Raw genomic sequence first — 24,940 nt, 5'->3', positions numbered from 1 at the left:
ACCAGATGAGACGGCGCAATTATTCGGGCAAGCCTGCGCCTCGCTGCTACGCTTAGTGGTTGGATTATCCTTACAAAAGCTGGAGATATTATGAGCAATGACGATCGCAAGCCGACCACCACGGATGCTGGCATTCCGGTAGCCAGCGACGAACATTCTTTGTCCGTCGGTCCTGACGGCCCGCTGATGCTGCACGATCACTACCTGATTGAGCAGATGGCTAACTTCAACCGCGAACGTATTCCAGAGCGTCAGCCGCACGCCAAAGGCAGCGGTGCATTTGGCTATTTTCAGGTGACAGAAGATGTCAGCCGCTACACCAAAGCGGCGGTATTTCAGCCCGGCACCAAAACTGATGTGGTAATGCGCTTCTCCACCGTGGCCGGTGAGCGTGGCAGCCCGGACACCTGGCGCGATCCGCGCGGCTTCGCGATCAAGTTTTACACCAGCGAAGGCAACTACGACATGGTGGGCAATAACACGCCGGTGTTCTTTATCCGTGACCCGATGAAGTTCCAGCACTTTATCCGCTCGCAGAAGCGCCGTGCCGACAACAATCTGCGTGATAACGATATGCAGTGGGATTTCTGGACGCTGTCGCCAGAGTCGGCGCACCAGGTGACCTGGCTGATGGGCGACCGCGGCATTCCGAAAAGCTGGCGCCACATGAACGGTTACTCCAGTCACACCTATATGTGGGTTAACGCCGCCGGGGAAAAATTCTGGGTTAAATACCACTTCAAAACCGATCAGGGTGTGGAGTTCCTGACGCAGGATAACGCCGATCTGCTGGCCGGCCAGGACGGCGATTACCATACGCGCGATCTGTTTACCGCCATCAAAAATGGTGATTTCCCCAGCTGGACGCTATACATGCAGATCATGCCGTTCGCCGAGGCGGAAACCTACCGCTTCAACCCGTTTGATCTGACTAAGGTCTGGCCACACAGCGATTATCCGCTGATTAAAGTCGGCAAACTGATGCTCAACCGCAACCCGACCGACAACCACGCGCAGATTGAACAGGCGGCGTTTGAACCAAACAACCTGGTGCCCGGCATCGGGCTGAGTCCGGATAAGATGCTGATTGGCCGGGTGTTTGCCTATGCTGACGCCCACCGCGCTCGTCTGGGCGTTAACTACAAGCAGATTCCGGTCAACGCCCCGCAGGCACCGGTGCACAGCTACAGCAAGGATGGCGCGATGCGCATCAATCCGGTCAGCGATCCGGTTTATGCGCCGAACTCGAAAGGCGGTCCGGTGGCGGACGGCGAGCGCTACCCGACGGATTCCACCTGGGAAGCGCACGGCAACATGGTGCGCGCACCCTACACGCTGCGTCAGGATGATGATGACTTTGGCCAGGCCAATACGCTGGTCAATAAAGTGCTGGATGAGGCGGCACGTGATCGTCTGGTGAATAACGTCAGCGGTCATCTGCTCAACGGCGTGGAGGAGCCGGTGCTGTCGCGCGCGTTTGAGTACTGGCGCAACATCGACCAGACGATTGGCGATCGCATTGCCCAGCGGGTACAAACCGAGCGCGCCAAGCGTTAATGCGCTGATTTATAAATATAAAAAAGGCGCCCGCGGGCGCCTTTTTTGCATCGACAGGATTATTTCAGACGGAACGCCACCACGCTGTCGCCGGCTTTGGTGCCGAGCGAACCGTGACCGCCTGCGGCAATCACCACGTACTGCTTACCGTCGCTGCCCATGTAAGTGGATGGTGTCGCCTGCGCGCCGGCGCTAAGCTCCTGCTGCCACAGCAGTTCGCCGGTGGTGCTGTCATAGGCGCGAATGAAGTTATCTGCGGTCGCACCGTGGAACACCAGATCGCCGGCCGTCAGCAGTGGCCCGCCGTGCGCCACCATGCCCATCGGGAAGCCAATCGGGAAGCGGCCCGGCAGGAAGCTGGTTTTCAGGTTTTTCGTGGTGCCAACGCGACGCAGCCATTCAGTTTTACCGGTTTTCAAATCCACGCCGACCATGCGGCCCCACGGCGGTGCAATGCACGGAATGCCGAGACCGGAGGCCAGCTGCTGGATGTGGATGGCGTAATCACCGTGGAAGTTTTCGTTCCAGTAAGGCTGGCCATCTTTGGTGAACAGGCGCTCCGTCGCCGTGGCGGGCGTACGCTTGATCAGGTTGTATTTGTAGGCGAGGCGCACCGGTGCGGCAATCAGCATCTGACGTTGCGGATCAACCGCCACCGATCCCCAGTTAAACACCCCGATATTGCCCGGGAACACCAGCGAGCCGCCTTCTGTGGCTGGCGTCCACGGATTGCCGTCATAGCGCAGGCTACGGAAATCCATACGGCAGGCCATTTGATCAAACGGTGTGATGCCCCACATTGACTTCTCAGTCAGCGGCTGCGGAATAAAGTTCAGACTGGATACCGGCTGGGTGGCGGCGAATTTCTCGCCCGGCACGCCGCCTTCCGTCGAAACCTTCACGTCGTTAACCGGATAAACCGGCTGGCCGGTCAGGCGATTGAGCACAAACAGGTTGCCGGTTTTGGTCGGCAGGATCACCACCGGCTGTTTCTGGCCCTGATAATCGATATCGACCAGCGACGGCTGTGACGGGTTATCGCGGTCCCACAGATCGTGATGGGAGCTCTGATAGCGCCATTTGAACGCACCGGTCTGCAGATCGAGCGCCACTAACGCATCACGGAATTTCTCTGTATTGCTATTGGCATCGCGCTCGATGCCCAGTTCATCCGGCGAGGCGTTGCCAAACGGCACATACACCAGGCCGTTTTTCAGGTCAGCGCTCAGCGTACCCCAGGCCACCGGCGTATCCTGCGGATAGGTCTGGCCAGCAGCTATCGGCGCGGTATTTTGCGGATTAGCCGGATCAAAGTTCCACACCAGACGACCACTTTGCACATCATAGGCGCGAATTACGCCAGAGGGGTTACCGCTGTTGAAGCCGTTATCCATAACTGAGCCGCCGACAATCACCAGATTGCCCGCGACCAGCGGCGCGGCGGTCTGCATCAGCGCGTGTGGACGAACCTCACCCATATTGGCATGCAGATCCACCACTCCGTTGTTGCCAAAATCGGCGCACGGTTTGCCGCTGTCGGCATCCAGCGCAATCAGCCGGGCATCGGTGGTGGCGTTAAAGATGCGCTTGCGGCACATCGCCGCCGTCGCCGCCGTGTCCTGTGCGGCAACCGGTGCGCCCGCGTAATAGCTGACGCCACGGCAGGTCTGATGCTGCTGCAGATAAGAACGATCTTTCGCCGGCGTGTATTTCCACTTCACCGCACCACTCTGCGGATCGAGCGCGTGGACCTCATTGTGCGGCGTACAGAAATAGAGCATGCCGTTGGCTTTCAGCGGCGTGGCTTCGAAGGTGTATTCGGTGGCGTCGTTATCCTGACGCAGATCGCCGGTGTGATAGGTCCAGGCCACTTCGAGATTGCGCACGTTCTCTTTGGTGATCTGATTCAGGGCGGAGAAACGCAGGCCGTCGGCGGTGCCGCCGTAGGCGGTCCAGTCAGCGCTCGCGCCCTGCTCGCTGTTTTGTTCACGCGCATTGGTGATGGTGCCGGCCTGCGGCAGCGGATCGTAAAAGCACAATCCAATCACCAGTACAATCATGATGGCCACCGTGCTGCCGAGCAGGCCGTGGAAGCGACGCTGTCCCTGATACAGCGGTTTGACCACCCACGGCATCGCCAGCCACAGGCCTATTACGCCAAACAGATCGCCGCGCGGGATCCACTGCCACTTGTCGAAGCCGACTTCCCAGATCATCCATGCCAGCGTGATCCACATCAGCACCGCATACAGGCTTAACGCGCTGCGCTGATTGCGGAACAGTAAAATGGCGGTGATCAGTAATCCCACCGCCATCAATGCGTAAAATGCGCTGCCGCCCATCATCAGCAGCTTGCCGCCCATATAGAGCAGCGCAACACCCAGAATCGCCAGCACGAGACTGGTCAGTTTGTTTATCATGCGAATCCCTCAACGCTCATCATTATTAACCACCCCAAACTAAAGACACATAAACTCAACAAAATCTTAACTTACGTAACCGTTAGTTAAAAATCTGCCTGGCAGCGTGTCGTTAGTGCCGCTTATCAATGTAGCTCTGCTCCTTCCTGCTGCGCCCCGCTTCGCTCGTAGTGTGAGTGAAATCACGTTTCAATTTTGTTGGAGGAAATTAATCAATCATCAGGAAAATCCGCATTTTTTGATAACGCAGCGTGCGATATGACTCAAGGCGCGACAGGCGTGCTTCCCGGCAGCCTGCAATTTTTCGGCGTACGTATTTCTGGTGAAATTATTTAATTGATTAGTGGCATAAAAATGCGATTTGTCCTGGTCATGTCAGAAGCTGATGGTAAAAAAGCAGGCAACGCTGCGCTTTGCTCTAAAAATAGCGTCTGTCCGGCGCAGTGACATTGATAAATGAAATAGCGTATTTATTATTTTGAGAGTTTCCTTAGCCTGTCTGCCAAATTAATCGGTGATATACATTATCTGACTGCTCTGCGGCAAAGCCGCTTATAAAAAGAAGGTTATTATGATCAGCGCAGACGCTTTTTATCGCAAATTACGTTTTCCATTTAAACTCACACATGCTGCCATTAAATTTCCCGTGGCCAATGCGCACGCCCGGCAATACCAGGTCCTGTCAGCAGAACAGACCATCGATCTGCTGCTCAGCGATGACCGGCTCTCAGTGTGCCGCTATGGGGATGGGGAACTGGAAATGACGCTATTTAAGAATATTGGCTTTCAGTCTTTTGATGAACGCCTTTCCATTCGCCTGAAAGAGATCCTGCGCCGTGGCACGCAGAGCGATAATCGCTGTCTGCTGTGTATGCCTGATGCCTTTCGCGGCACCGGGAATATGCGTTTTGGCTCAGCGCTTTTCTGGTTTTTTCATAAAGCGTTTTTCTTTCGCCACTATGAGCATTTATTAAAGAAAGGCTATCGCTATGGTAATACTTCGGTAACGCGACCTTATCATGATTATAAAGATAAACAGCCGGCGGCACGTATTTTTGCCAAATTTAAACAGCTGTTTCACGATAAAAAAATTCTGATTGTTGAGGGTAGCGGCACGCGCCTTGGTCTCGGTAACGATCTGCTGGATGGCGCACGGCAGATCCGGCGCATTACCACTCTCAACCGTAACGCGTTTTCGGTTTATAACGAGCTATACAGTAATGTACTGGCGCACGCGCGCGAGTTCGACATGGTATTGATCTCCCTTGGACCGACGGCAACCGTGCTGGCTTACGACCTCAGTCAGCACGGCATTCGCTGCATTGATACCGGCCATATCGATATTGAGTATGAGTGGATGCGCAGCGCGGCTCGCACTAAGGAGCAGGTCGCGGGGAAAAATGTGAATGAGGTCGGTTTATTACAGAGTGACGAACAGCAGGAAGCGGATGCGCATTACCGCAGCCAGATTCTGCTGCACGTCGGTTTAGGTCAGGAGCCACTGCGCAGTGCCGCGGTGGTCACGCAGCCGATAGTGTGATGCAGCGCACCGTAACCGATCGTGCCGGCGATCGGTTTGGTGCAGTACGCTCAGATAGCGGGTATTTATTAGCCAGCGCGATGGTTCTGACTGCGACGGCGCGGGCACTATGGCATGGCGGACACTAATTAGTTAGCAGCCTTAGCAATCTGGCATTACCTTTGCTTAATGATTCCTGTGTTCATTTTCAGGAGTCGTATGATGAAAGCGTCCTCAACCCGCTACACCATTTTCTCGCTGCTGTTTCTCATCGCACTGATTAACTACATCGACCGCGGTGCGCTGTCGTTCGCCGCCAACGCCATCTCGCAGGAATTTCACTTCAGTAAAGTGCAACTCGGTGCCGTGCTGGGCTACTTTGGCTTTGGCTATCTGTTCGGGTCGCTGTGCGGCGGCTTCCTTGCCGACCGGCTGGGCACCAAAAAGGTCTGGCTGATGGCCGGCATTCTGTGGTCGCTGCTGGAGATCGCCACTGCCTGGGCCGGAGAGCTGGGCATGGCGCTGTTTGGCGGCTCGGCGATCATGGGGTTTGCTGCACTGCGCGTGCTGTTTGGCTTCAGCGAAGGGCCGGCCTACGCGTTGATGAACAAAACCATCGCCCACTGGGCACCGGATAACGAACGCGGTTTCGCGCTGGGAATTGGCCTGCTGAGCACCCAGGTGGGCTCGCTGCTGACCGCACCGATTGCCGTCGGACTGCTGCTGCTCACCAACGACTGGCGCATGATGTTTATGCTGCTCGGCGCGTTTTCACTGCTGGCGATGCTGCTGTTTGCCCGCCACTTTACTGATACGCCACAGCAGCATCCGCGTGCCAATGCCGTCGAGCGTCAGCTGATCATTGCCGGGCAACGCCAGCAGCCGCAGGACGAAGGCGCGCTGCCGTGGTGGCGCTTCTTCACCAGCCGCACGCTGGTGTGCAACGCGCTGGGCTATTTCAGTTTCCTCTACATCACCTTTACCCTGGTGACCTGGCTGCCGAAATATCTGCAGGATAATTTCCACTATGACCTGCACTCGCTGTGGTATGTGGCGATGATCCCGTGGAGCGGTGCCTGCCTGACGGTGCTGCTGGGCGGACGCATCGCCGATCGCCTGCTGGCACGCTTTAACAATCTGCGGCTGGCGCGCAACCTGTTTGCCGCCGTGACGCTGTGCGCCACCGCCTGCTGCTTTATGGCTATTCCCTGGGTCGGATCTGCTGCCGGGATTATCGCGCTGATGACGCTCGGCAACGCGCTCAATGCGCTGGTAAATAACGTCTACTGGTCGGTCGTGATTGACGTGACGCCGAAGGCATCGGTCGGCACCTTCAGCGGCATGACGCTGGCCATCGCCAACCTCGCGTCGATCATTTCACCGATGCTGTGCGGCTGGCTGGCGCAGTACTACGGTTATAACGCCATGTTTACCGTCACCGCCTGTATCGCCTTTGGCAGCATGCTGGCCATGACGCTGCTGCAGCCGGAGAAACGTCTGCAAGCCGATGCGCCGCCAGCCGCCGCGCAGCAGGCTGTGTAAGGGTTATCGCCCGTGCCGCTGGCAGAAGGCGGCGATATCCGGCGACTGAAAATCCGCCAGGTGCGCCATCAGCTTCTCCAGCGGCCAGTTCCACCAGGCAATCGCCTGCAGCTGCGCCGCGATGTCAGCGCTGAAACGGGCGCGAATCGGTTTCGCCGGCACACCTCCGACGATAGTGTAAGGCGGCACATCTTTACTCACCACCGCCCCGGCCGCCAGCACGGCGCCGTCACCGACCGTCACGCCAGGCAGGACAATCACGCCGTGACCGATCCACACATCGTGACCAATGATAACCCGATCGGCACGGCGTCCGGCGAAGAAACCGGCATCGCGCTGCGCGCGGCTGTCGTAATACTCCGGGCAGTAGGTGAAGCGATGCTGTGAGGCGCGGTCCATCGGATGATTCGGTGCCCCGATACGCACCTGATTGGCGATGGCCGTGAAGCGGCCAATCTGTGCATCCGCCACGCAGCAATGTTCCCCAAGGTAGGAAAAATCACCCAGTTCGCTGTATTCCAGATAACTGTGCGCCAGAATTTCACACTGCTGGCCAATCTGCGTGTCGCGCAGACGGACGCTGGGATCGATCGCGGTGTGTTGCAGTTTAGCGGGATGCTGTGTGGCAGAAATCATAAAGCAGGTGCTCCGTTGTGGTCAGATGTCTGGATAAGTGGTTGCCTCAACGCAACCGCGAGCCACAACACTAGAGCGGGAAGATGACAGGAATGCTATCGTGTTGCTCCACCGGGAGATCTTCAGGAGAAAATGGAATGAAAGCGTCCCTGCCTTTATTAGCTTTGCTATTCAGTACCGCCCCCGCCTTTGCCGCCCTGCCGCCCGACATCAAAGCCGGAGAAATTGTGCAGGTCGAACTGGCGCAGCTGCATCCCACTCAGGCCGCCATTGGTTATCGCCAGCTGGATTACAAGCAGCATCGTTATCAGGCCGATCCGGAAAAGCTGTTCGATGACTATTGCGAAAGCATGGGACAAAAAGGGGTGAAAAGTTTCACGCCGCGCTCCACCCTGCGCGATCCGGCCAGTTTCAGTTGTAAGGCGCCGGTCGGCAGCGAACCCGGCCCGATGAAAACCGCGGTGATCGGCCCGGATAATCAACTGTACCTGACTGATGGCCACCACACGTTCAGCAACTTTGCTGACATGGCCGGCCTGTCAACGCCGGTGCAGGTGCGCATTACCGATGATTTCCGCCCGCTGAAAAGCCAGGCTGCTTTCTGGCAGAAAATGGCGGCGGCACATCTGGTGTGGCTGGAGACGCCAAACGGTAAAATCGCCCCCGAAGCGCTGCCGCAGGAGCTGGGTCGCCAGCATATGCAGGATGATGAGTATCGTTCGCTGATCTACTTTGTGCGCGATATCGGCTTCGATAAGCCAGACAACCCGCCGCCGTTCCTGGAATTCTTCTGGGGACAGTGGCTGAGCCGGGAACTGCCGCTGAAAGCGTTCAACCTGCGCGACCGCGACGGCTACGCCGCAGCGGTGAAAAAGGTGGCGGAGAAGATGGTGAGCGTACCGAAGGACACGGTGATTGCGCAGAGTGATAATGGTCCGCTGACGGCGCAGGCGCTCGGTGCCAGAGACGCGGTGAACCAGAAGGCGCTGAACAAGTTAAGCGCCGATAACGGTAAGCTGAGCTGGGCGTTTAAACGTTAAGCGGGCTGGGTAGTGTTGGGTTTATCCAGGTGCGCATCAATGCGCACCCGACAAAATCACACACTATTGCTGCTGGTGCGCATCAATGCGCACCCGACAAAACCCCCATACCATTGTTGCTGGTGCACGGGCATGCGTCTTTCACCGTTGTGGCAGGGTCGCCATGGATGGCAACCGAAAACGGCGGTTATACCAGCTCGCTGTTTTTAACATCCGCGGACGGTGCCAGCAGGTTTTGATCGAAGGCGCGCAGCGGCTGGCCGTGGCGAACGCGCTGTGGCCAGTCCGGATTGGCCAACGCGCTTTTGCCCAGCGCCACATAATCTGCGCCCTGATACAACGCCATGCCGGCGCGTTCGGCATCTGACAGCGATCCGTTGATCACCACCGGCAACTGTGGCGCAGCCTGGCGCGCCAGCTGCAGCAGCGACTCTGCCGCGTCCGAGAACGCTGGCTGCAACGCATCGTGCTCGGTCAGATGCAGATAATCGATACCTGATTCAGCCAGCAGCGCAAATACCTGGCGCGCTCCGGCAGCGCCCTCCTGCCATTTATGCGTAAGATCATTCACTTTCCCCTGGGAAATCCGCACGCCCAGCGTGACGTTGGCACCGATGCGCTGTCGCACCGCGGCAATCACCTCCCGCGTCAGCGTCAGTCTTGCGATAATATCGCCGCCCCAGCGGTCGCTGCGCTGGTTGGTGTAATCGGTAAAGAACTGATCGAGCAGATAACCGTTGGCCGCGTGAATTTCAATGCCGTCAAATCCGGCTGCCTCAATGGCACGCGCCGCGCTGTCAGCAAAGGCGTCAATCACCTGCTCAATCTGTTCATCACTCATGGCGCGCGGCAACGGATAAGCGCCGTGGCCATGGTAAAACCGCAGTTGTTCGCCACGTGGCGGGATCGCCGAAGGCGCCAGCGTATCGCGCCGGTAAATATTGCCCTGCGATATCGCACCGGCGTGCATCAGCTGTGCAATGATTTTGCTGCCGTGCTGGTGCACGCTGTCGGTGATGGCCCGCCAGCCGGCGATCTGCTGGCGATTGACCAGCCCGGCCTGAAAAGCGTAAGTCTGTGACCAGGCTTCATCAATGTAGAGGCCTTCGGTGATTATCGCGCCAAAGCCACCGCGGGCAAAACGCGTGTAGTACTGCTGCATACGCTCGCCCGGGACACCGTCTACGCTGGCGGAGATGCGCGTCATCGGTGCCACCATCAGGCGATTGGTTAAATCGAGGTGGTTAAGCGTACTGCTCTGAAACAGGTGTTTGTCGGACATTTGGCGCTCTGAAATAAATTATCATCAGGAGCCATTATAGTGAGTCGCCATTGTGGCAAAAATGACCGATTATGATACGTCTGCTTAACGGAAACCGTTACAATGAATTCCCGGGATATTGATATTTTTCTGATGGTGTCACAAACCCGCAGCCTGACGCAGGCGGCGCGGCGGCTCGGCACCACCACTATGACCGTGTCGCGCCGGCTGGCCTCACTGGAGGAAGATCTCGGCGTACGGCTGCTGCATCGCACCACGCGCGCCATTGCCCTTACCGATGAAGGCGAAGAGTTTCTTCCCTATGCCAGAACGCTGGCAGAGACCGAACAGAGCGCACGCAACCTGTTCGCGCCCGATAAACAGGGCGCCACCGGCCAGCTGCGTATCACCGCGCCTACGGGGTTTGGCCGCCGCACCATCATTCCGCTGCTGCCGTCACTGATGGAGCAAAACCCCGGTCTCCGCGTTGAGTTTCAGCTCAGCGACGATGTCACGGACATTGTCGGGCTGGGCTTTGATGTCGCGATTCGCATTGCCCCGCTGCGCGATTCCCGCCTGGTGGCACACCGCCTGGCCGATAACCCGCGCCGGCTCTGTGCGGCTCCGGGCTATCTGCAACGCTTCGGCACGCCGCGTCATCTGGCGGATCTGCATCAACACCACTGTCTGCGCCTGTCGAATGTGGTGCAGTGGAGTTTTATGGTGGACGGTCATCTCTCCAGCCTGAGCGTTGACGGGCGCTTTAGCGGCAGCAATGTCGAAGGGGTGCGTGCGCTGTGCGTGGCTGGCAGCGGCATCGCGCAGCTTTCTGAGTGGGATGTGCGGGAAGAGCTGGCATCCGGCGAACTGGTGGCGCTGGAGCTGGAGGACGCGCAGCCGCAGATGCTGGGCGTGTGGGCGCTGTTTCCCACCACGCGCCACCTGCCGGCGCGCGTCAGCGTATTTGTTGCGGCGTTCAGACAGGCGATGCAACAGCAAAGCCGGCCCGGCGCGTGACGCGGACGTACGAAAAAAGGCGGAGGGGTGAGCTCCGCCTTGTTTCAAGTTCCGGTCAGTGCGCCTGACCGGTCAGTTGCAAAAGGGCAACGATGATTTGCAGGATCACCCGGACCAGGTCCAGGAGTAATCGAACAAGTTCCATCACTTTCCTTCTCCTCTGACAGGAGCGCGCTGTTCAGCTTTCGGGGCCCTGACTCTACCCGCCGACCGCCTAAGCACATCTGTGAGGAGCGCTGAGCGGCACTCATTGTGAAAGCCACAGGCCAGCACCACCTGAAACCTGCCGGGGTTTGACTATCCGCGCCCCTGGAGTCATCAGAAAACAATAAGCATCCGCCGCGCTCAACACCTGTATAACCATACAGTATTTTAGCGAAACTTGAAATCTTTCGCTGCACATTTTATCATTCCTTTTGTGAGGAGTGCTGAGCACCCCGTTCCGAGCGCGGTTACCAGCCGGGTGACGAACATAAAAAAAGGATTTGGCGACCTGGCCAAATCCTTTTTTATTGCCTGCGATTATCCTACTGCGCGGCGCTGATACGCCAGATCGCGTTGCCGGCATCGTCGGCAATCAACACCCCGCCCTGATTATCCGTCGCCAGTCCTACCGGCAAACCGCGTACCTGCATCTGATCGTCGGTGAGGAATCCTGACACCACCGTCTGCGGTTGCCCGACCGGTTTGCCGTTTTCAAATTTCACCCAAATCACTTTATAGCCGTTGAGCGGCGTGCGGTTCCAGCTGCCGTGTTCACTGATGAACGCGCCGCCGCGGTACTGCGGCATATTCTCCGCGCCATAGAACAGCAGGCCGAGCGGTGCCACATGTGAGCTCAGCGCATAGTCCGGCTTGATGGCTTTCGCGACCAGATCCGGCCGCTGCGGCTGCGCGCGCTCGTCGACGTGCTGACCAAAGTAGCTGTACGGCCAGCCGTAGAAACCTTTGTCCTGCACGGAGGTCAGGTAATCCGGCACCAGATCCGACCCGATTTCGTCACGCTCGTTGGCGATGGCCCACAGCTTGCCGCTTTGCGGCTCCCACTGCAGACCGGTAGGATTGCGGATGCCGCTGGCATAGATGCGGCTGGCACCGGTTGCGGCGTCCACTTCCCACACCGCCGCGCGGCCATACTCTGCGCCGATGCCGTTCTCGGTGATGTTACTGTTGGAGCCGACACCGACGTACAGTTTGCTGCCGTCCGGACTGGCGAGCAGCGCTTTGGTCCAGTGGTGATTCAGCTCACCGCCCGGCAGCGACGTCACCTCTTCCGGCGGCGTACGGATTTCGGTTTCGCCGGTCTGGTAAGGGAATTTCACCAGGCTGTCGGCGTTAGCCACATACAGCGTATTGCCAATCAGCTGCATGCCAAACGGCGCATTGAGGTTTTCGATAAACCGGTGCTGTTCCCACTTGCCGTTAACGTTGCGCAGCAGCGTGATGCGGTTGCCGCCCGGGCCACCTTTGCCGGAAGATTTCTGCACCAGGCTCATGATCAATTCTTTTGGTGCCGTAACCGGGTTTTTCACCCCGTTGGCTTCTGCCACCAGCACGTCGCCATTAGGCAGCACATACAGCTGACGCGGGTGCATCAGGCTGGCCGGGATTTTCTCGATCTTCAGGCCGTCGGCCACTTTTGGTGTCTCGCCCTGTTTCCACGCGGTGCCTTCCGGCACCTGCATCGGCGGCATAAAGAAGTTTTTGGCCTGCGGCAGCTGCGGATCAGGGCCGATTTGCCGTTGCGGATCGAGGTCCGATCCGCTGTCGCAGGCGCTCAGCAGTACCGCAATTCCCAGCGCACTCATAACACGAAATTTCATGGGCGACCTCCCTGTAAACGACGCTCGCGCAGCGCCAGCTGCAGATTCGCTATCAGCAACACCACCACCACCAGGGTGGAGAGCGTCACGCCCATCGGCACCACCGCATAGGCATCGCGGCTGTGAATGAATGCGTTGACGATGGCCAGCACGATCGCCAGCAGCGACAGCCAGAAATGGGTTTTCTCTGCGGCAGGTGCGCCACGTAATAAATGAATCAGGCTGATTAGTCGCGGCACAATCGCCAGCACCAGTCCGATGGCTATCAGCCAGCTGGCGGCTTTGGTCCACATGACGATGAAGGTTTGCAGATAGATAATATCAAACAGCCAGGCAGCAAAGAAAAAGCCCAGCGGCAACGGCTCAAGCAGGGTAAACAGCGTCACGCCAACAACCGAGCGTCCCGAGGTATGGTACATCGCACTCTCCCTATCACAGTTTTTCCAGGCGAGAGCGATCCGGCCAGGCATCGCTTCGCACGCCTGAGAAATATTAGTAAAGATAAAGAGTCATGCGCATAGCCCGCACAAAAAGTTAACCGTGCCGACGGAACTGGTTCAGTTCCTGCGCGTCGTGGCTGCAGAACAGTTGCACCTCTTGCGGGTGCTGCAGTGACAGCTCACGCAGCCGCTGCTGATTGCTGTGCCAGGCGGCGCGGTCACTGCACATCAGGCGCTGATAGGCGCGCAGGCCCGGCGTACAGTGGCGCTGGCTGTGGTACATTTCACCGCGATAAAACCAGGCGTCGCCGCCATGCAGCAGCCAGCCGCCCTGGTGACGAATCGCCACGCCCGCATGGCCCAGCGTATGTCCCGGCAGCGGCACCAGCAGAATCTCATCGCTGAGATCGTCGACCGCCTTCACCGCATCAAAGCCATACCAGCGCTCGCCGCCGCTGGCGTAACCGCGCCAGCCATCGTGCGCTGTCCACTGCTGCGGGCGAAACCGCTGACGCGCCAGCCAGCTGCTGTCGCCCGCCTGGGTTACGGTATCCAGTTCACGCTGCAGCAGATGAATGCGGGCGGCCGGAAAATCACTGATGCCGCCGGCGTGGTCAAAATCGAGGTGGGTCAGAATAATGTGGCGTACATCTTCCGGGCGAAAACCCAGCAGCTGAATCTGTGCCAGCGCGCTGAGCTGCTCGTTATAGCGAATATTATTCAGCGCGCGAAAAAAGCCCGACAGGCGGCGGTCAGGATGGCGCATGTCCTGCGTGCCCAGACCGGTATCCACGAGGATTAAACCGTGACGGTCAGTTTCCAGCAGTAAGCAGTGGCACACCAGTTCAGCAAACGGACCTTTGCTGAAACCATCGAATAACGCGCCACCGAGCGGGCACATGCAGCCACAGTTGAGGTGATGAATTCGCATTGTTCTCCCCCAAAATAAAATGGCGCGAGCGCGCCTTTATTAAATGAATAAATAAAAAAGTGATTTAACATATATGTGCCATGATGATGCTAATTGCAAATAAACCAGAAGAATTCATTTATCGCTTTATTTATTACTTGTTTAATTTCAATGCATTGAAATATTGGATGCGGATTTTGCATCAGCAAAAAAAATAACCGCAGCGCAAGGTTATTCACGCTACGGTTATTTATCGCGGTCGGTTAACCGTTAATGATTAATCAGGCAGCGCGTGCCGCCCACCACAGGCGCAGCTTCAGCCCCCAGCTGCTGGTCCAGCCGCTGCTGGTGCTGACCACCTTGCCCTGATGCAGCACGATGAACGTCGGCGTGGCGCTGATTTGCCAGCGCTGTCCCAGCGCCCCGCTTTCATCATTGACGGCGAATCCCCGTACTCCTTTTTTATCCAGCCAGGTGGCAACGCGCGAATCGCTGCCGGATCGCAGAGCCACACTGACCACCTGCGTGCCGTGCTGACTGAGCGCGGCCACCGTCGGTGTGGTGAGTTTGCACACGCCACACCAGCTGGCCCAGACGTAAACCAGCACCGGCCGCTGCTGGCTCAGCGTCGCCAGGTTCACCTCGCCCTGCAGCGCGCTGAGCGGCTGCCGGGCTACATCCGCGGGCAGCTGCGGTGCACGCAGCCAGTCCATGGCCAGCAGCAGCGCCGCTGCCATCAGCAACAACAGCACGCCTTCGCGCAGCCAGCGCGTTACCCGGCTCATAGCTGAGCCTGCAGCGCACCTTTCACCGCGGCTTCCAGCTGTGCATAAGGCACTGCCCCGCTGATCAGCTGATTGCCCACCAGCGTGGCGGGCGTACCCTGCACACCCAGCTGCTGCGCCAGCGTCAGGTTGAGGTTGATGGTGTCGAGGCTGGCGGTGCTCGGCGCCGATAAGCTGATGCCACTTTTGTCGAGCGCGGCGGCGATGCTGGCTTCATCATGGTTGCCTTTCTTTGCCATCAGCCGTTCATGCAGCTTAAGAAAGTTATTCGGCTGCTGCTCCCACACCGTCAGCGCCAGACGCGCCGAACTGAGCGAGCTTTCAGCGCGGTACGGCAGCGGCTTCAGCACCACCGCCACCTGCGGATAGTTGTGCAGCAGTTTTTCGATATCCGCCTCAAACTTTTTGCAAAAGACGCAGTTGTAGTCGGTGAAATAGACCAGCGTCAGTGCCGGTTTTTTGGCACCGATGCGCGGTGAGCCGGCATCGTCAAACAGCGCCGCGCGGTTTTTCTCTACCATCTGCGCGACCACGTTTTGCTGCTGGCGCGCGGCTTCTTTATCAAATGCGTCGGCGGCTTCTGCCAGAATCGCCGGATTTTGCACCAGGGTTTCGCGAATCAGCTGTTTAATGCGCGCCTCCTGCTCAGGGGTAAATGGCGCGGCGGCCAGGGCGGGTGCTGCCAGTAACATCAGCGAAAGTAACAGGGATTTTTTCATCATTTTTTTGCCTCAGAGAGTGTTGAAATCACCGCATCACGACTTAATAACGGCGATAAAATCTGGCCGTGCGGCAGTGCCGGGCCATAAATCTGGTTAAAGGGAATCGCTACGCGATCGCGGCGGCGCAGGAACTCGCCGATGGCCGGATCCGGTTGTGTCCAGTCACCGCGCAGCAGCACCACATCCTCTGCGCCGAGGGCGGCACGCACGTCAGGCTGATTCAGCACCCGTGATTTATTCACTTTGCAGGTGATGCACCAGTCAGCGGTGACATCGACGAATACGCGCTTATCCTGCTCCAGCGCCTGATTGATGGCGGCTTCGGTCAGCGGTTGCCACACCAGCGATTCTTCTTCCGGTGAGAGACGCGTCAGCAGTAACAGCGCGCCCGCCAGCGTCACGGTAATGAACACCAGACCTGCCTGCGGCAGCGCGCGGCGTGCGATTAGCCAGCCCGTCAGCGCCAGCATAAGGATGGCCGCCAGCAGAATGGCGACGGTGCTGCCCCAGTGGGGAATCAGCAGCGTCACCAGCCACAGCGTTGCCAGCAGCATCAGCAGCCCCAGCAGCGTGCGCAGATGCAGCATCCAGCGCCCCGGACGCGGCAGGCAGCGCGCCATGCCCGGCAGCGCCGCAACCAGCAGCCACGGCAGACTCATGCCGACGCCGAGCGCGACAAACAGCAGCCACAGCTGCGGCAGCGGCGCGGTCAGCGCATAGGCGACGGCGGTGCCAAGAAACGGTGCGCTGCACGGCGTCGCCAGCAGCGTAGCAAAGGCCCCCTGGCCAAAATGCCCTGCCAGACCGGCACCGCCGTGCGTCGCCAGCCGGGTAGTCAGGCCGGAAGGCAGGCGGAAATGCAGCAGATCGAACAGACTGGCGCTGAACAGGAACATCACCAGCACCATCACCAGCAGAAAGCCGCTGCTCTGGAACTGAATGCCCCAGCCCAGCGCCTGACCGCTGAGCCGTAGCACGGTCATCAGCAGCGCCAGCAGCAGGAAAGAGAACAGAATGCCGGCGCTGGACGCGAGAAACTGCTGACGCGTCTGGCGTTGCGTCTGTCCCTGCTGCTGCACCAGACTGCTCAGTTTGATCGCCAGCACCGGCAGCACACATGGCATCAGGTTGAGAATCAGCCCGCCGAGCAGCGCCAGCAGCACTACCGACCACAGCGTGGCGTTTCCGGCAGAGGGAGAAAACAGCGGCTGATGACCAAGGGTCAGCTGGCTTTGCTGAGCGATACCGGCGTCAGCGATAACCAGCGACAGCGCTTTACCGCGCAGGTCCGGCGCGGCCTCGCCCCATTCGTCGGTCACCGCCACGCGGGCAGTCAGCGTCTCGCCCTGCACGCTGATTTGCGGCGCCGCCAGCATGCTGCCCTGCGGATAATCAAAGAACAGTTCCGGCTGCTGCCAGCCCTGCTGACGCTGCGCCCGGATTTGCAGCGTGCCATCAACGAAGCTGGCATCAAGCTGATCGGTCAGTCCGCTGTCAGCCGGGATCTGCCCCATCGCCTGGGCGAAATCACGTGCAAAATCCGGACTGGCGGGCTGCGAGAGATCGAGCTGGAACGGAAAATCCGTCAGGATGCAGACGTCGCTACAGGTGGACAGCGTCAGCGTGCCGGCCAGCGTGCCCTGCGGGGCAGATTCGAGCACGATGGGCAGCGTAACGTTGCCTTTGTAGCCCTGCGTAGTGAGGCCGCTGACGTCAAAGCGCGCTGGCACTGGCCACGACCAGCGGGCGTTGACATCCGGCGTTTGCCAGCGGATTTCCGGCGCGACGCCGCCTTCGCCCGGCGAGCGCCAGTAGGTTTTCCAGCCCGGCTGCAGGCGAATATCCAGCAGCAGTTGCAGGTGATCGCCCTGCGGCGCGGCGCGCAGGCGCACTTCGGCGTGACTGTTTTGCGCATTGCGCAGCCAGCCCGTATTGGCGGCTTGCACGGTCAGCGCGCAGCTCGCCACGAGGAGCAGCAGGCTCCTGATCAGGAATGTCATAATCGTTTCTCCGGTGAATAACAGGGTTTACGCGGTGGATCGCGTGGTGTTATTCCCGGAAGACGCAGAGCGTGAGATGGCGCCGTCGCAGCGGCACAAACAGCGGTTCACGTCGACAGACAGTGGCAGACGAGGTCTGGAAGAGCGTGGCGATCAACGCCAGCAGCAGTACGAGGAACGGCAGCGCGGTATCGAGCAGCGGCGCGCTGCCGCTGAGTGACTTAGCGCCCAGCGCACAGGGTTTATCACTGCTGGCACCGTCATCAACGGCGGCGCTGTGAACAGTAATGCTAACGACAGGCTGGGTCGGGAGATTGAAGCTGCGCTGGACGAGACAAAATGCCAGCACCAGACAAACCAGTGCCAGAATCCATTTTGCGCGTTGGGGCGATATCGTCATGCCACAGCCTCAGAGAAAAGTGCGGCCAGTTTATGCAAAAGCAGCAGAAACACCAACCCCTGCTGTGTAAACTTTTGTCTTTATGCCAGCGGGATCGTGCTGACTACTGTAGAGAGGGAGAAATTATTCACGGTGATTAATCAGTAAGCGCCAGCGGCGGCGTTCGCGCAGCAGGCGCTGATGCAGCCGCTGCAGCTGGGGTAACGTGAGCGCGGCGATCGCTTCTGGCGTAAGCACCGGCAGTCCCTGCTGTTTCCGCAGTGCCTCACTGGCGGCGTCGGCGTTCTGGTGTGGCTGGCACTGCGCCAGTAACGTCGCCTGCCAGCCCTGCAGCGTTTCATCGTTGATGGCGGCGAGTTCACTCACCATGTCGCGCAAAAATGCTTTGCAGTGTTGCAGCAGCGTACGCCAGCCAATGGACGGGGATTGCAGCGCCAGCTGGAGTCCATCCACATCCGCCACGCGCTGGTAGCGCGCTGACACCACGTAGCCAATCTGTTGCCCGACCCGCAGGCGCTGAAAGAAGCGTGGTTCAAACATCAGCGCCAGCGCACGCAGCGCCGCGAGGCTGGCATCATCAGCAGCGGGCAGCGGAATAAACAGCAACAAGGCCTGATCGTTCGCCGCACAACGCAGCGCGCTGACGCCGTGCTGTAGCGCAGCCGCGCGCGCCGGCGCAGGCTGAGTCCGGACCACCTCGCTCAGCCAATGCGCGGCTTGCAGACTGACGCTTTCGCTGTGGCCGCACCAGGCGGCCTGCCATGCAGGATGCGCAGCCGGGGCCAGCAGTTGCTGCGGTAGCGCTTCCAGCAACTGACGAATCACAATACTTTGTGCAGCACGGTGCGGTTGCGGCAGCACCGGCGCATTCAGCGCCGCCAGCACGCCAGGCAGCTGTTGCAGCGCGGGCATTGCATCGTCAGGCAGATCAATCACCAGTTGCCAGACGCCCTGCTGCTGCTGCCAGCGTCCGCTGCCACCGGCATGGCGCAGCGCGGCCAGCCGTGGGCGCAGCTGCTGCTGCCAGCTTAGCGCCGCCTCGTCACTCAGGGTGTGATAAAACGCCGGGCGCACCAGCAGCGTTTCCCGCGGCTGCACCGGACTTACGCGCAGCAACGGCGGGCAATTTACCGGGAGTTCCGGCAAATGCAGGACGTCAGCGCACGGATAAAATGACCAGTTAACCGGCGCGACCGGGCCAGCCGCCGTCTGTGGCCATGGCGCGCGCTGCAGACAGAATCCCTGCGTGGTATAAGGCGCGGCGGACAGCTGTCGCTGCGTCAGCAGCCGCGTACACGGTGCCTGTGGCAGCGCGGCGATAAAACCGGTGAAATCTGCGGGAACGTCAGCTGACGGCGCCGATCCCAGCGCCCGTCCACGTAGCTGCGTCAGCGGCGACAGCACAGCGAAATCCTGCTGTGCCAGTTGCAAATAGTGAGCATGCTGCGCTGGCGTGGCGGCGCGCACCGCACGCAAATGCTGCCAGAAGAGCTGTTCAATGCGTCTTGCTGCCGACGCCGACAGCGCTGGCGCACTGAAGCGCAACGCCAGCCAGCTATGATCGGCGCTCTGCCACAGCCATTCGCACTGCAGCGATGCGCACAGTTGCTCGCTGCGCAGCTGCGCCATCAGGCTGCCAGGGGCTTCATCCTGCCAGAAAGCCTCCAGCAATGTGACGTTGTCACGCAAAGCGTTTTCTTCGCCGGTGATAAACAGGCTAAGCCAGAATGACTCTTCATCGGCAAGCTGGATGAGCGTTTCAACAGGCTCCGGCGCAGGAATGGCTGGCAATAAGGAGTGCGCCGCACCGCCTGGCTGGCGAACAGCAAACGCCTCGGCCAGCTGCTGTAATTCATCCAGCGATTGCGGTCCGCTCAGCCACAGCTGCTGGTTGGCGGCGACAAAACGCTGCTGATGAAACAGCCGTAGCGCCTGCTGCAGCTCCGTTACGTTGTCACCAAAACACGCTGCACTCCCGACGCGAAAGCGGCGCAGTGCGCCACCGGCCGCGTCGAGCAGCGCTGCTTCACTCAGCGTTTCGGCATGATGCCGCAGCAGCTGATATTCTGCCTCAATGACCGCCGCTTCCTGCGTAATCGCCGTACCGGTTAGCAGTGGCGCAGCCAGCATATCTGCCAGCCTTGCCACGCCCGCCGCCAGCGCCTGCGCCGGCAGCTGGAAGAACCAGGCACTGCGGCTGAGTTGCGTGGTGGCATTCACCTGACCACCCTGTTGCTGCAGCCACGGCATCAGGCGCTCATCGCCGGTAAAGCCAGCGCTGCCGCAAAACAGCAGATGTTCCAGCAGATGCGCCAGACCGGGCCAGCGATCGGGTTCGTGCAGGCTGCCTGCGCCGACGCGCACCAGCGCCGCGCTTTCCCGCGCGTCGGGCTGGTGCGACAGATGACAGCGCAGACCGTTAGCCAGCGTCAGGCTGCGTTCGCACATCAGGTGACCCGCTGTTTGAAAATCAGCTCAGAATTGCTGCGGTTACGGAACTGCAGCTGGGCGATTTTGATATCGCTGCAGCTGGCTTCGCGGCGAGCCTCAAGAATTTTTCCGTGATGCGGCGACTTGCTGCACACCGGGTCGGTGTTGTCGGCATCGCCGGTCAGCATGTATGCCTGGCAGCGGCAACCGCCGAAATCTTTCTCTTTCTCATCGCATGAGCGGCACGGTTCCGGCATCCAGTCGAAGCCGCGATAGCGATTGAAGCCAAACGAGTTGTACCAGATATCCTCCAGGCTCTGCTCCAGCACTGAAGGGAACTGCACCGGCAGCTGGCGCGCGCTGTGACAGGGTAACGCCGTACCTTCCGGCGTCACGCTGAGAAATATCGATCCCCAGCCGCCCATACAGGGTTTGGGCCGCTCTTCGTAGTAATCCGGCGTGACGAACAGCAGATTGGTGAGATTACCGCTGCTGCCCATGCGCTCACGGTAGCGGGCAACCACCGCTTCGGCGCGGGCAATCTGCTCGCGCGTTGGCAGTAATCCCTGACGGTTAAGATGCGCCCAACCGTAAAACTGACAGGTGGCCAGCTCGACATCATCCGCCTCCAGCTCAATACACAGATCGATGATTTTATCGATCTGGTCGATGTTATGGCGGTGCAGCACGAAGTTCAGCACCATCGGGTAGCCGTGCTTTTTCACCGCTTTTGCCATCGCCAGCTTCTGCTGAAACGCCTTCTGCGAACCGGCCAGCGCGGCGTTCAGCGTTTCATCACTCGCCTGGAAACTGATCTGGATGTGATCCAGCCCGGCGTCGGCGAAGGCATCAAGCTTTTTCTCCGTCAGGCCAATGCCGGAGGTGATCAGGTTGGTGTAAAAGCCCAGATCGCGCGCGGCGCGAATCAGCTCCGGCAGATCTTTGCGCGTCAGCGGTTCACCGCCGGAAAAGCCCAGCTGCACGCTGCCCATGGCGCGTGCCTGGCGGAACACCTCGATCCACTGTTCGGTGCTCAGCTCTTGTTCCTGCTGCGAAAAATCCAGCGGGTTCGAGCAGTAAGGACACTGCAGCGGGCAGCGATAAGTCAGCTCCGCCAGCAGCCACAGCGGCGCATTCACGCCAGGTTTATTCGGGTTCACGACACTGGATCCACTTCTGTTCAATGGCCGATTGCAGGAAGTCTTTGACGTCATCATCGACGCCGCCCGCCTCCGGAAAACGCGCATTGAGCGTGGCGATAATGGCCGCCACATCCTGCTTGCCGGTCACCAGTTCCAGAATGGCGGCAGCGGTTTCATTCAGCTTCGCCATCCCTTCCGGGTAAAGCACCACGTGGCTGTCCTGCGCGGCTTCCCACTGCAGACGATAGCCGCGGCGAAACGCCGGAATCAGAGTCTCTTTCATGTGATTACACCAGTCTTGTACTGTGCCAGGCGACCTGATCGGTCACCGTGTGGTACGGCGGACGCTGCAGCGCGTATGCCATGGTCATGGCATCCAGCATGGTCCAGAGAATGTCGAGTTTAAACTGCAGGATCTCCAGCATACGGTTCTGCTGCTCAGCGCTGGTAAAGACTTCCAGTGCCAGCGCCAGGCCATGTTCCACATCGCGGTTCGCCTGGCTCAGGCGGCTGCGGAAGTAGAAATAGCCTTCCTCTTTGATCCACGGATAGTGCTGTGGCCAGCTGTCGAGGCGCGACTGATGAATCTGCGGGGCAAACAGCTCGGTGAGTGAACTGCACGCCGCTTCCTGCCAGTTGGCGCGACGCGCAAAGTTGACATAGGCATCAACGGCAAACCGTACGCCCGGCAACACCAGCTTCTCTGACAGCAAGACTTTGCGATCGAGACCAACCGCTTCTCCCAGCTGCAGCCAGGCTTCAATGCCGCCTTCCTCACCGTTACGACCGTCGTGATCGAGGATACGCTGTACCCATTTACGGCGCGTTGCCGGATCCGGACAGTTGGCCATGATCGCCGCATCTTTCAGCGGAATATTGGTCTGATAGTAAAAACGGTTCGCCACCCAGCCCTGAATCTGCTCGCGCGTCGCGGTACCGTTGTGCATCGCGATATGGTAAGGATGATGAATATGGTAATACGCGCCTTTGGCACGCAGCGCCTGTTCAAAGGCTTCGGGTGACAACGCCTCGGTAATGATCACGATGCGGACTCCTGCAAATGGATCGCCATGCCGTCCCAGCTCACTTCAATGCCCTGCTGCGTCAGGAACTGGCGCTGCGGCGAATGCTCGTTGAGAATCGGATTGGTGTTGTTAATGTGAATCAGAATTTTGCGTCTGGCCGGCAGAGCGGCCAGCAGCGCCATCAGCCCCTGCTCTTCCGCCAGCGCCAGATGGCCCATGGCTTTGCCGGTATTTTTGCCGACGCCGGTGGTCAGCAGCTCATCATCCTGCCACACGGTGCCGTCGATCAGCAGGCAGTCGGCTTTTTGCAGCCACGGCACAATCACCGCATCCGGTTCGCCGAGGCCTGGCGCATACAGCAGCGTCTGCCCGCTGGCGGTGTTTTCGATAAACAGCGCCACGTTATGTCCCGGCAGCGGACGATCGCGATACGGCGAATACGGTGGCGCATTGCTGAGAATCGGAATGGCGGTGAATTGCAGACTGGCGCAGACGTCAACGCGAAACGGCTCAAGCGGCGTAAGCGCACGATGCTGCAGGCCGCCGTTCCAGTGCTGCAGCATGGTAAAAATCGGGAAGCCGCTGGTGAGGTCGGCATGCACTTCCGGCGTGCACCATACCTGATGCGGGCAGCCCTCACGCAGGCTCAGCAGACCGGTGGTGTGATCGATCTGGCTGTCGGTCAAAATAATGCTGCCAATCGCCGTTCCGCGCAGCACGCCGTGTTTCACCAGTTCCGGTGTCCGGGCGATTTGCTGGCTGATGTCCGGCGAAGCGTTGCACAACACCCAGTCGGTACCGTTATCGCTGACAATGATTGAGGATTGGGTGCGCGCCTGCGCCTGGAGCGTGCCGTTACGCAGCCCGCTGCAGTTGGCGCAGTTACAGTTCCACTGCGGAAAGCCACCGCCAGCCGCCGAACCGAGGACTTTAATAAACATGTGAAGGACCGAAGCAGGAAAAGAAAATGCCCGCACGAACGGCGGGCAGGACGTCTTAGCGGTTGGAGATGTACAGCGTTACTTCCAGGCCCAGACGCAGGTCAACAAACTCAGGTTTTTTCCACATAATATTCTTCCTCATAGTCTTAAAACGCAGAGCAGGCTCTGCTAAAAACATTGCGGCAGAAACAAGGCTTCCGCCAGCAATGGATAACGCGGGGCGATGTTGCGCCAATGTAGCGAGCAGATCAACCCTGTTTGCGTAAGGAAATACACTTACGCCTGCCAGATTTGGTGCAATACCCGCTGCCAGTTGCCCCAGGCAAGTTGTTCCAGCAATGCCTGATCATAGTTGAGACTGCGCATCAGCGCATACAGCCGCGGCAAACCGGTGACATCTTTAAGCTCTGCGGGCACGCTGATGCCGTCAAAATCCGACCCCAGCGCGACGTGATCGCTTCCCATAATAGTCATCAGATGCTCACAGTGTTTAACAATTTCGATCAAGCCGCCATCATCGTCGCGCTTACCGTCGGCGCGCAGAAAGGCGTTGCCGAAATTAATGCCGACCACGCCACCGCTATCGCGTATCGCCCGCAGCTGGTCGTCGGTGAGGTTGCGCGGCTGTGCGCACAGCGTGTGCGCATTCGAGTGGCTGGCGACCAGCGGCGCGGATGAGAGCCGGGCCGTGTCCCAGAACGCTTTTTCATTCATGTGCGACACATCGATCATCATGCGCTGCTGATTCGCCAGCGCGATCAGCCGCTCGCCGTCGGCGGTCAGCCCCGGACCGCTATCCGGCGAACCGGGAAATGCGCCGGTGACGCCAGCGCCAAAGCGATTTTCCAGATTCCAGAACGGACCGATGCTGCGCACGCCCGCCTGCCAGAAGGCGGCAAGGTCGGCGCCGTCGCCGTCAAAACCGTCCGCGCCCTCAATGTGCGCCACCATCGCCAGCACGCCGTCGCGCCGGCAGGCGGCGATATCGGCGGTGCTGAGGCACAGGCGCGCCCGGCCGTCAGAACGGGCAACCAGCGTTTTCAGAATCTCCAGCTGCTGCCACAGGATCTCCAGCGGCTGCCAGGCTTCACCGGCCAGGTGCGGCGCCACTTCGCTGACGTAGCGCTGCGGCGGCACAAACAGCGCAAACAATCCGCCGGCAAAGCCGCCCTGCTGCATGCGCGGAAAATCGAGGTGTCCTTTTTCGATACCGGTAAAGAAGGCAGCGGCCGGATCGTCGCGATGATGCAACCACAGGTTGAGCAACAGGTCATTATGACCATCAAAGGTTTTGATTAACATTGGGTTATCCGCCCGGGAATTCATGGCG

Annotated in this window: 22 protein-coding genes; 5 read left to right on the top strand and 17 right to left on the bottom strand. The window is 59.3% G+C overall.

From position 1 onward, the window contains the following. Nucleotides 1-90 precede the first annotated feature (90 nt). Nucleotides 91-1,557, top strand: coding sequence for a catalase (locus tag C1N84_RS09210; RefSeq protein ID WP_059008879.1), 1,467 nt, complete (start codon nt 91-93; stop codon nt 1,555-1,557). Between the two features lie 59 nt (nt 1,558-1,616). Here the strand turns inward: C1N84_RS09210 and C1N84_RS09205 are convergent, their stop codons facing one another. Next, nucleotides 1,617-3,977: a membrane-bound PQQ-dependent dehydrogenase, glucose/quinate/shikimate family gene (locus C1N84_RS09205; RefSeq protein WP_264443484.1), complete on the bottom strand. Its 2,361-nt coding sequence runs from the start codon at nt 3,975-3,977 to the stop codon at nt 1,617-1,619. Nucleotides 3,978-4,548: 571 nt separating this feature from the next. On the opposite strand from C1N84_RS09205, the gene C1N84_RS09200 reads away from it, so the two are divergent. Together C1N84_RS09200 and C1N84_RS09195 are read left to right on the top strand one after the other, a co-directional pair. After that, nucleotides 4,549-5,517 carry a GT-D fold domain-containing glycosyltransferase gene (locus C1N84_RS09200; protein ID WP_211724422.1) on the top strand — a complete coding sequence of 323 codons (969 nt, stop codon included), beginning with the start codon at nt 4,549-4,551 and terminating at the stop codon, nt 5,515-5,517. Between the two features lie 201 nt (nt 5,518-5,718). Continuing rightward, entirely contained in the window at nt 5,719-7,038 is a 1,320-nt protein-coding gene (locus C1N84_RS09195) for an MFS transporter (protein ID WP_058769834.1), read from the top strand. Nucleotides 7,039-7,041: 3 nt separating this feature from the next. On the opposite strand, the gene C1N84_RS09190 is transcribed toward C1N84_RS09195, so the two are convergent. Beyond that, on the bottom strand, nt 7,042-7,674 hold the full coding sequence (locus tag C1N84_RS09190; protein WP_127834112.1) for a DapH/DapD/GlmU-related protein: 633 nt from the start codon (nt 7,672-7,674) through the stop codon (nt 7,042-7,044). 137 nt (nt 7,675-7,811) lie between these two features. Here C1N84_RS09190 and C1N84_RS09185 point away from each other — a divergent pair, with 137 nt between their 5' ends. After that, a complete protein-coding gene (locus tag C1N84_RS09185; protein WP_152390988.1) occupies nt 7,812-8,714 on the top strand; it encodes a ParB/Srx family N-terminal domain-containing protein in 903 nt (300 codons plus the stop codon). 187 nt (nt 8,715-8,901) lie between these two features. Here C1N84_RS09185 and C1N84_RS09180 read toward each other — a convergent pair whose 3' ends face one another. Next, entirely contained in the window at nt 8,902-9,996 is a 1,095-nt protein-coding gene (locus C1N84_RS09180) for an NADH:flavin oxidoreductase (RefSeq protein WP_264443479.1), read from the bottom strand. Between the two features lie 102 nt (nt 9,997-10,098). On the opposite strand from C1N84_RS09180, the gene C1N84_RS09175 reads away from it, so the two are divergent. Further along, nucleotides 10,099-10,992, top strand: coding sequence for a LysR family transcriptional regulator (locus tag C1N84_RS09175; RefSeq protein ID WP_394541833.1), 894 nt, complete (start codon nt 10,099-10,101; stop codon nt 10,990-10,992). A gap of 527 nt (nt 10,993-11,519) precedes the next feature. Here the strand turns inward: C1N84_RS09175 and C1N84_RS09170 are convergent. The 14 genes from C1N84_RS09170 to C1N84_RS09105 form a co-directional block, all read right to left on the bottom strand. Beyond that, complete coding sequence (locus tag C1N84_RS09170; protein ID WP_264443475.1) at nt 11,520-12,815, bottom strand: PQQ-dependent sugar dehydrogenase; 1,296 nt, start codon at nt 12,813-12,815, stop codon at nt 11,520-11,522. Then, nucleotides 12,812-13,234, bottom strand: coding sequence for a DUF2231 domain-containing protein (locus tag C1N84_RS09165; protein ID WP_264239770.1), 423 nt, complete (start codon nt 13,232-13,234; stop codon nt 12,812-12,814). Before C1N84_RS09165 ends, C1N84_RS09170 begins: the two co-directional genes overlap by 4 nt. A 115-nt stretch (nt 13,235-13,349) precedes the next feature. After that, nucleotides 13,350-14,186 carry an MBL fold metallo-hydrolase gene (locus tag C1N84_RS09160; protein WP_058780534.1) on the bottom strand — a complete coding sequence of 279 codons (837 nt, stop codon included), beginning with the start codon at nt 14,184-14,186 and terminating at the stop codon, nt 13,350-13,352. Nucleotides 14,187-14,446: 260 nt separating this feature from the next. After that, nucleotides 14,447-14,950: a thioredoxin domain-containing protein gene (locus C1N84_RS09155; RefSeq protein ID WP_058774645.1), complete on the bottom strand. Its 504-nt coding sequence runs from the start codon at nt 14,948-14,950 to the stop codon at nt 14,447-14,449. Continuing rightward, nucleotides 14,947-15,669, bottom strand: a complete 723-nt coding sequence (locus tag C1N84_RS09150; protein ID WP_264443674.1) for a DsbA family protein — start codon at nt 15,667-15,669, stop codon at nt 14,947-14,949. Before C1N84_RS09150 ends, C1N84_RS09155 begins: the two co-directional genes overlap by 4 nt. Continuing rightward, nucleotides 15,669-17,672, bottom strand: a complete 2,004-nt coding sequence (locus C1N84_RS09145; protein ID WP_264443468.1) for a protein-disulfide reductase DsbD family protein — start codon at nt 17,670-17,672, stop codon at nt 15,669-15,671. The genes C1N84_RS09150 and C1N84_RS09145 overlap by 1 nt, the downstream gene beginning before the upstream one ends. Before the next feature lie 49 nt (nt 17,673-17,721). Beyond that, on the bottom strand, nt 17,722-18,072 hold the full coding sequence (locus C1N84_RS09140; RefSeq protein WP_211726159.1) for a hypothetical protein: 351 nt from the start codon (nt 18,070-18,072) through the stop codon (nt 17,722-17,724). 123 nt (nt 18,073-18,195) lie between these two features. Then, the gene (gene pqqF, locus C1N84_RS09135) at nt 18,196-20,520 is read right to left on the bottom strand and encodes a pyrroloquinoline quinone biosynthesis protein PqqF (protein ID WP_264443464.1); all 2,325 of its coding nucleotides are present in this window, start codon (nt 20,518-20,520) and stop codon (nt 18,196-18,198) included. Then, a complete protein-coding gene (gene pqqE, locus C1N84_RS09130; RefSeq protein ID WP_058758602.1) occupies nt 20,520-21,662 on the bottom strand; it encodes a pyrroloquinoline quinone biosynthesis protein PqqE in 1,143 nt (380 codons plus the stop codon). Before pqqE ends, pqqF begins: the two co-directional genes overlap by 1 nt. Further along, a complete protein-coding gene (pqqD, locus tag C1N84_RS09125) occupies nt 21,649-21,927 on the bottom strand; it encodes a pyrroloquinoline quinone biosynthesis peptide chaperone PqqD (RefSeq protein ID WP_021505975.1) in 279 nt (92 codons plus the stop codon). Before pqqD ends, pqqE begins: the two co-directional genes overlap by 14 nt. 4 nt (nt 21,928-21,931) lie before the next feature. After that, complete coding sequence (gene pqqC / locus C1N84_RS09120; protein WP_058774642.1) at nt 21,932-22,687, bottom strand: pyrroloquinoline-quinone synthase PqqC; 756 nt, start codon at nt 22,685-22,687, stop codon at nt 21,932-21,934. Beyond that, nucleotides 22,684-23,610: a pyrroloquinoline quinone biosynthesis protein PqqB gene (gene pqqB / locus C1N84_RS09115; protein WP_238560865.1), complete on the bottom strand. Its 927-nt coding sequence runs from the start codon at nt 23,608-23,610 to the stop codon at nt 22,684-22,686. The genes pqqC and pqqB overlap by 4 nt, the downstream gene beginning before the upstream one ends. A 55-nt stretch (nt 23,611-23,665) precedes the next feature. Further along, the gene (gene pqqA / locus C1N84_RS09110) at nt 23,666-23,737 is read right to left on the bottom strand and encodes a pyrroloquinoline quinone precursor peptide PqqA (protein WP_010617686.1); all 72 of its coding nucleotides are present in this window, start codon (nt 23,735-23,737) and stop codon (nt 23,666-23,668) included. Nucleotides 23,738-23,886: 149 nt separating this feature from the next. Further along, on the bottom strand, nt 23,887-24,906 hold the full coding sequence (locus C1N84_RS09105; protein ID WP_223815637.1) for a dipeptidase: 1,020 nt from the start codon (nt 24,904-24,906) through the stop codon (nt 23,887-23,889). Between the last annotated feature and the right edge of the window lie 34 nt (nt 24,907-24,940).

It is taken from the genome of Pantoea sp. SGAir0418 (assembly GCF_043529865.1).
This window is presented reverse-complemented; position numbering and strand designations above follow the sequence as displayed.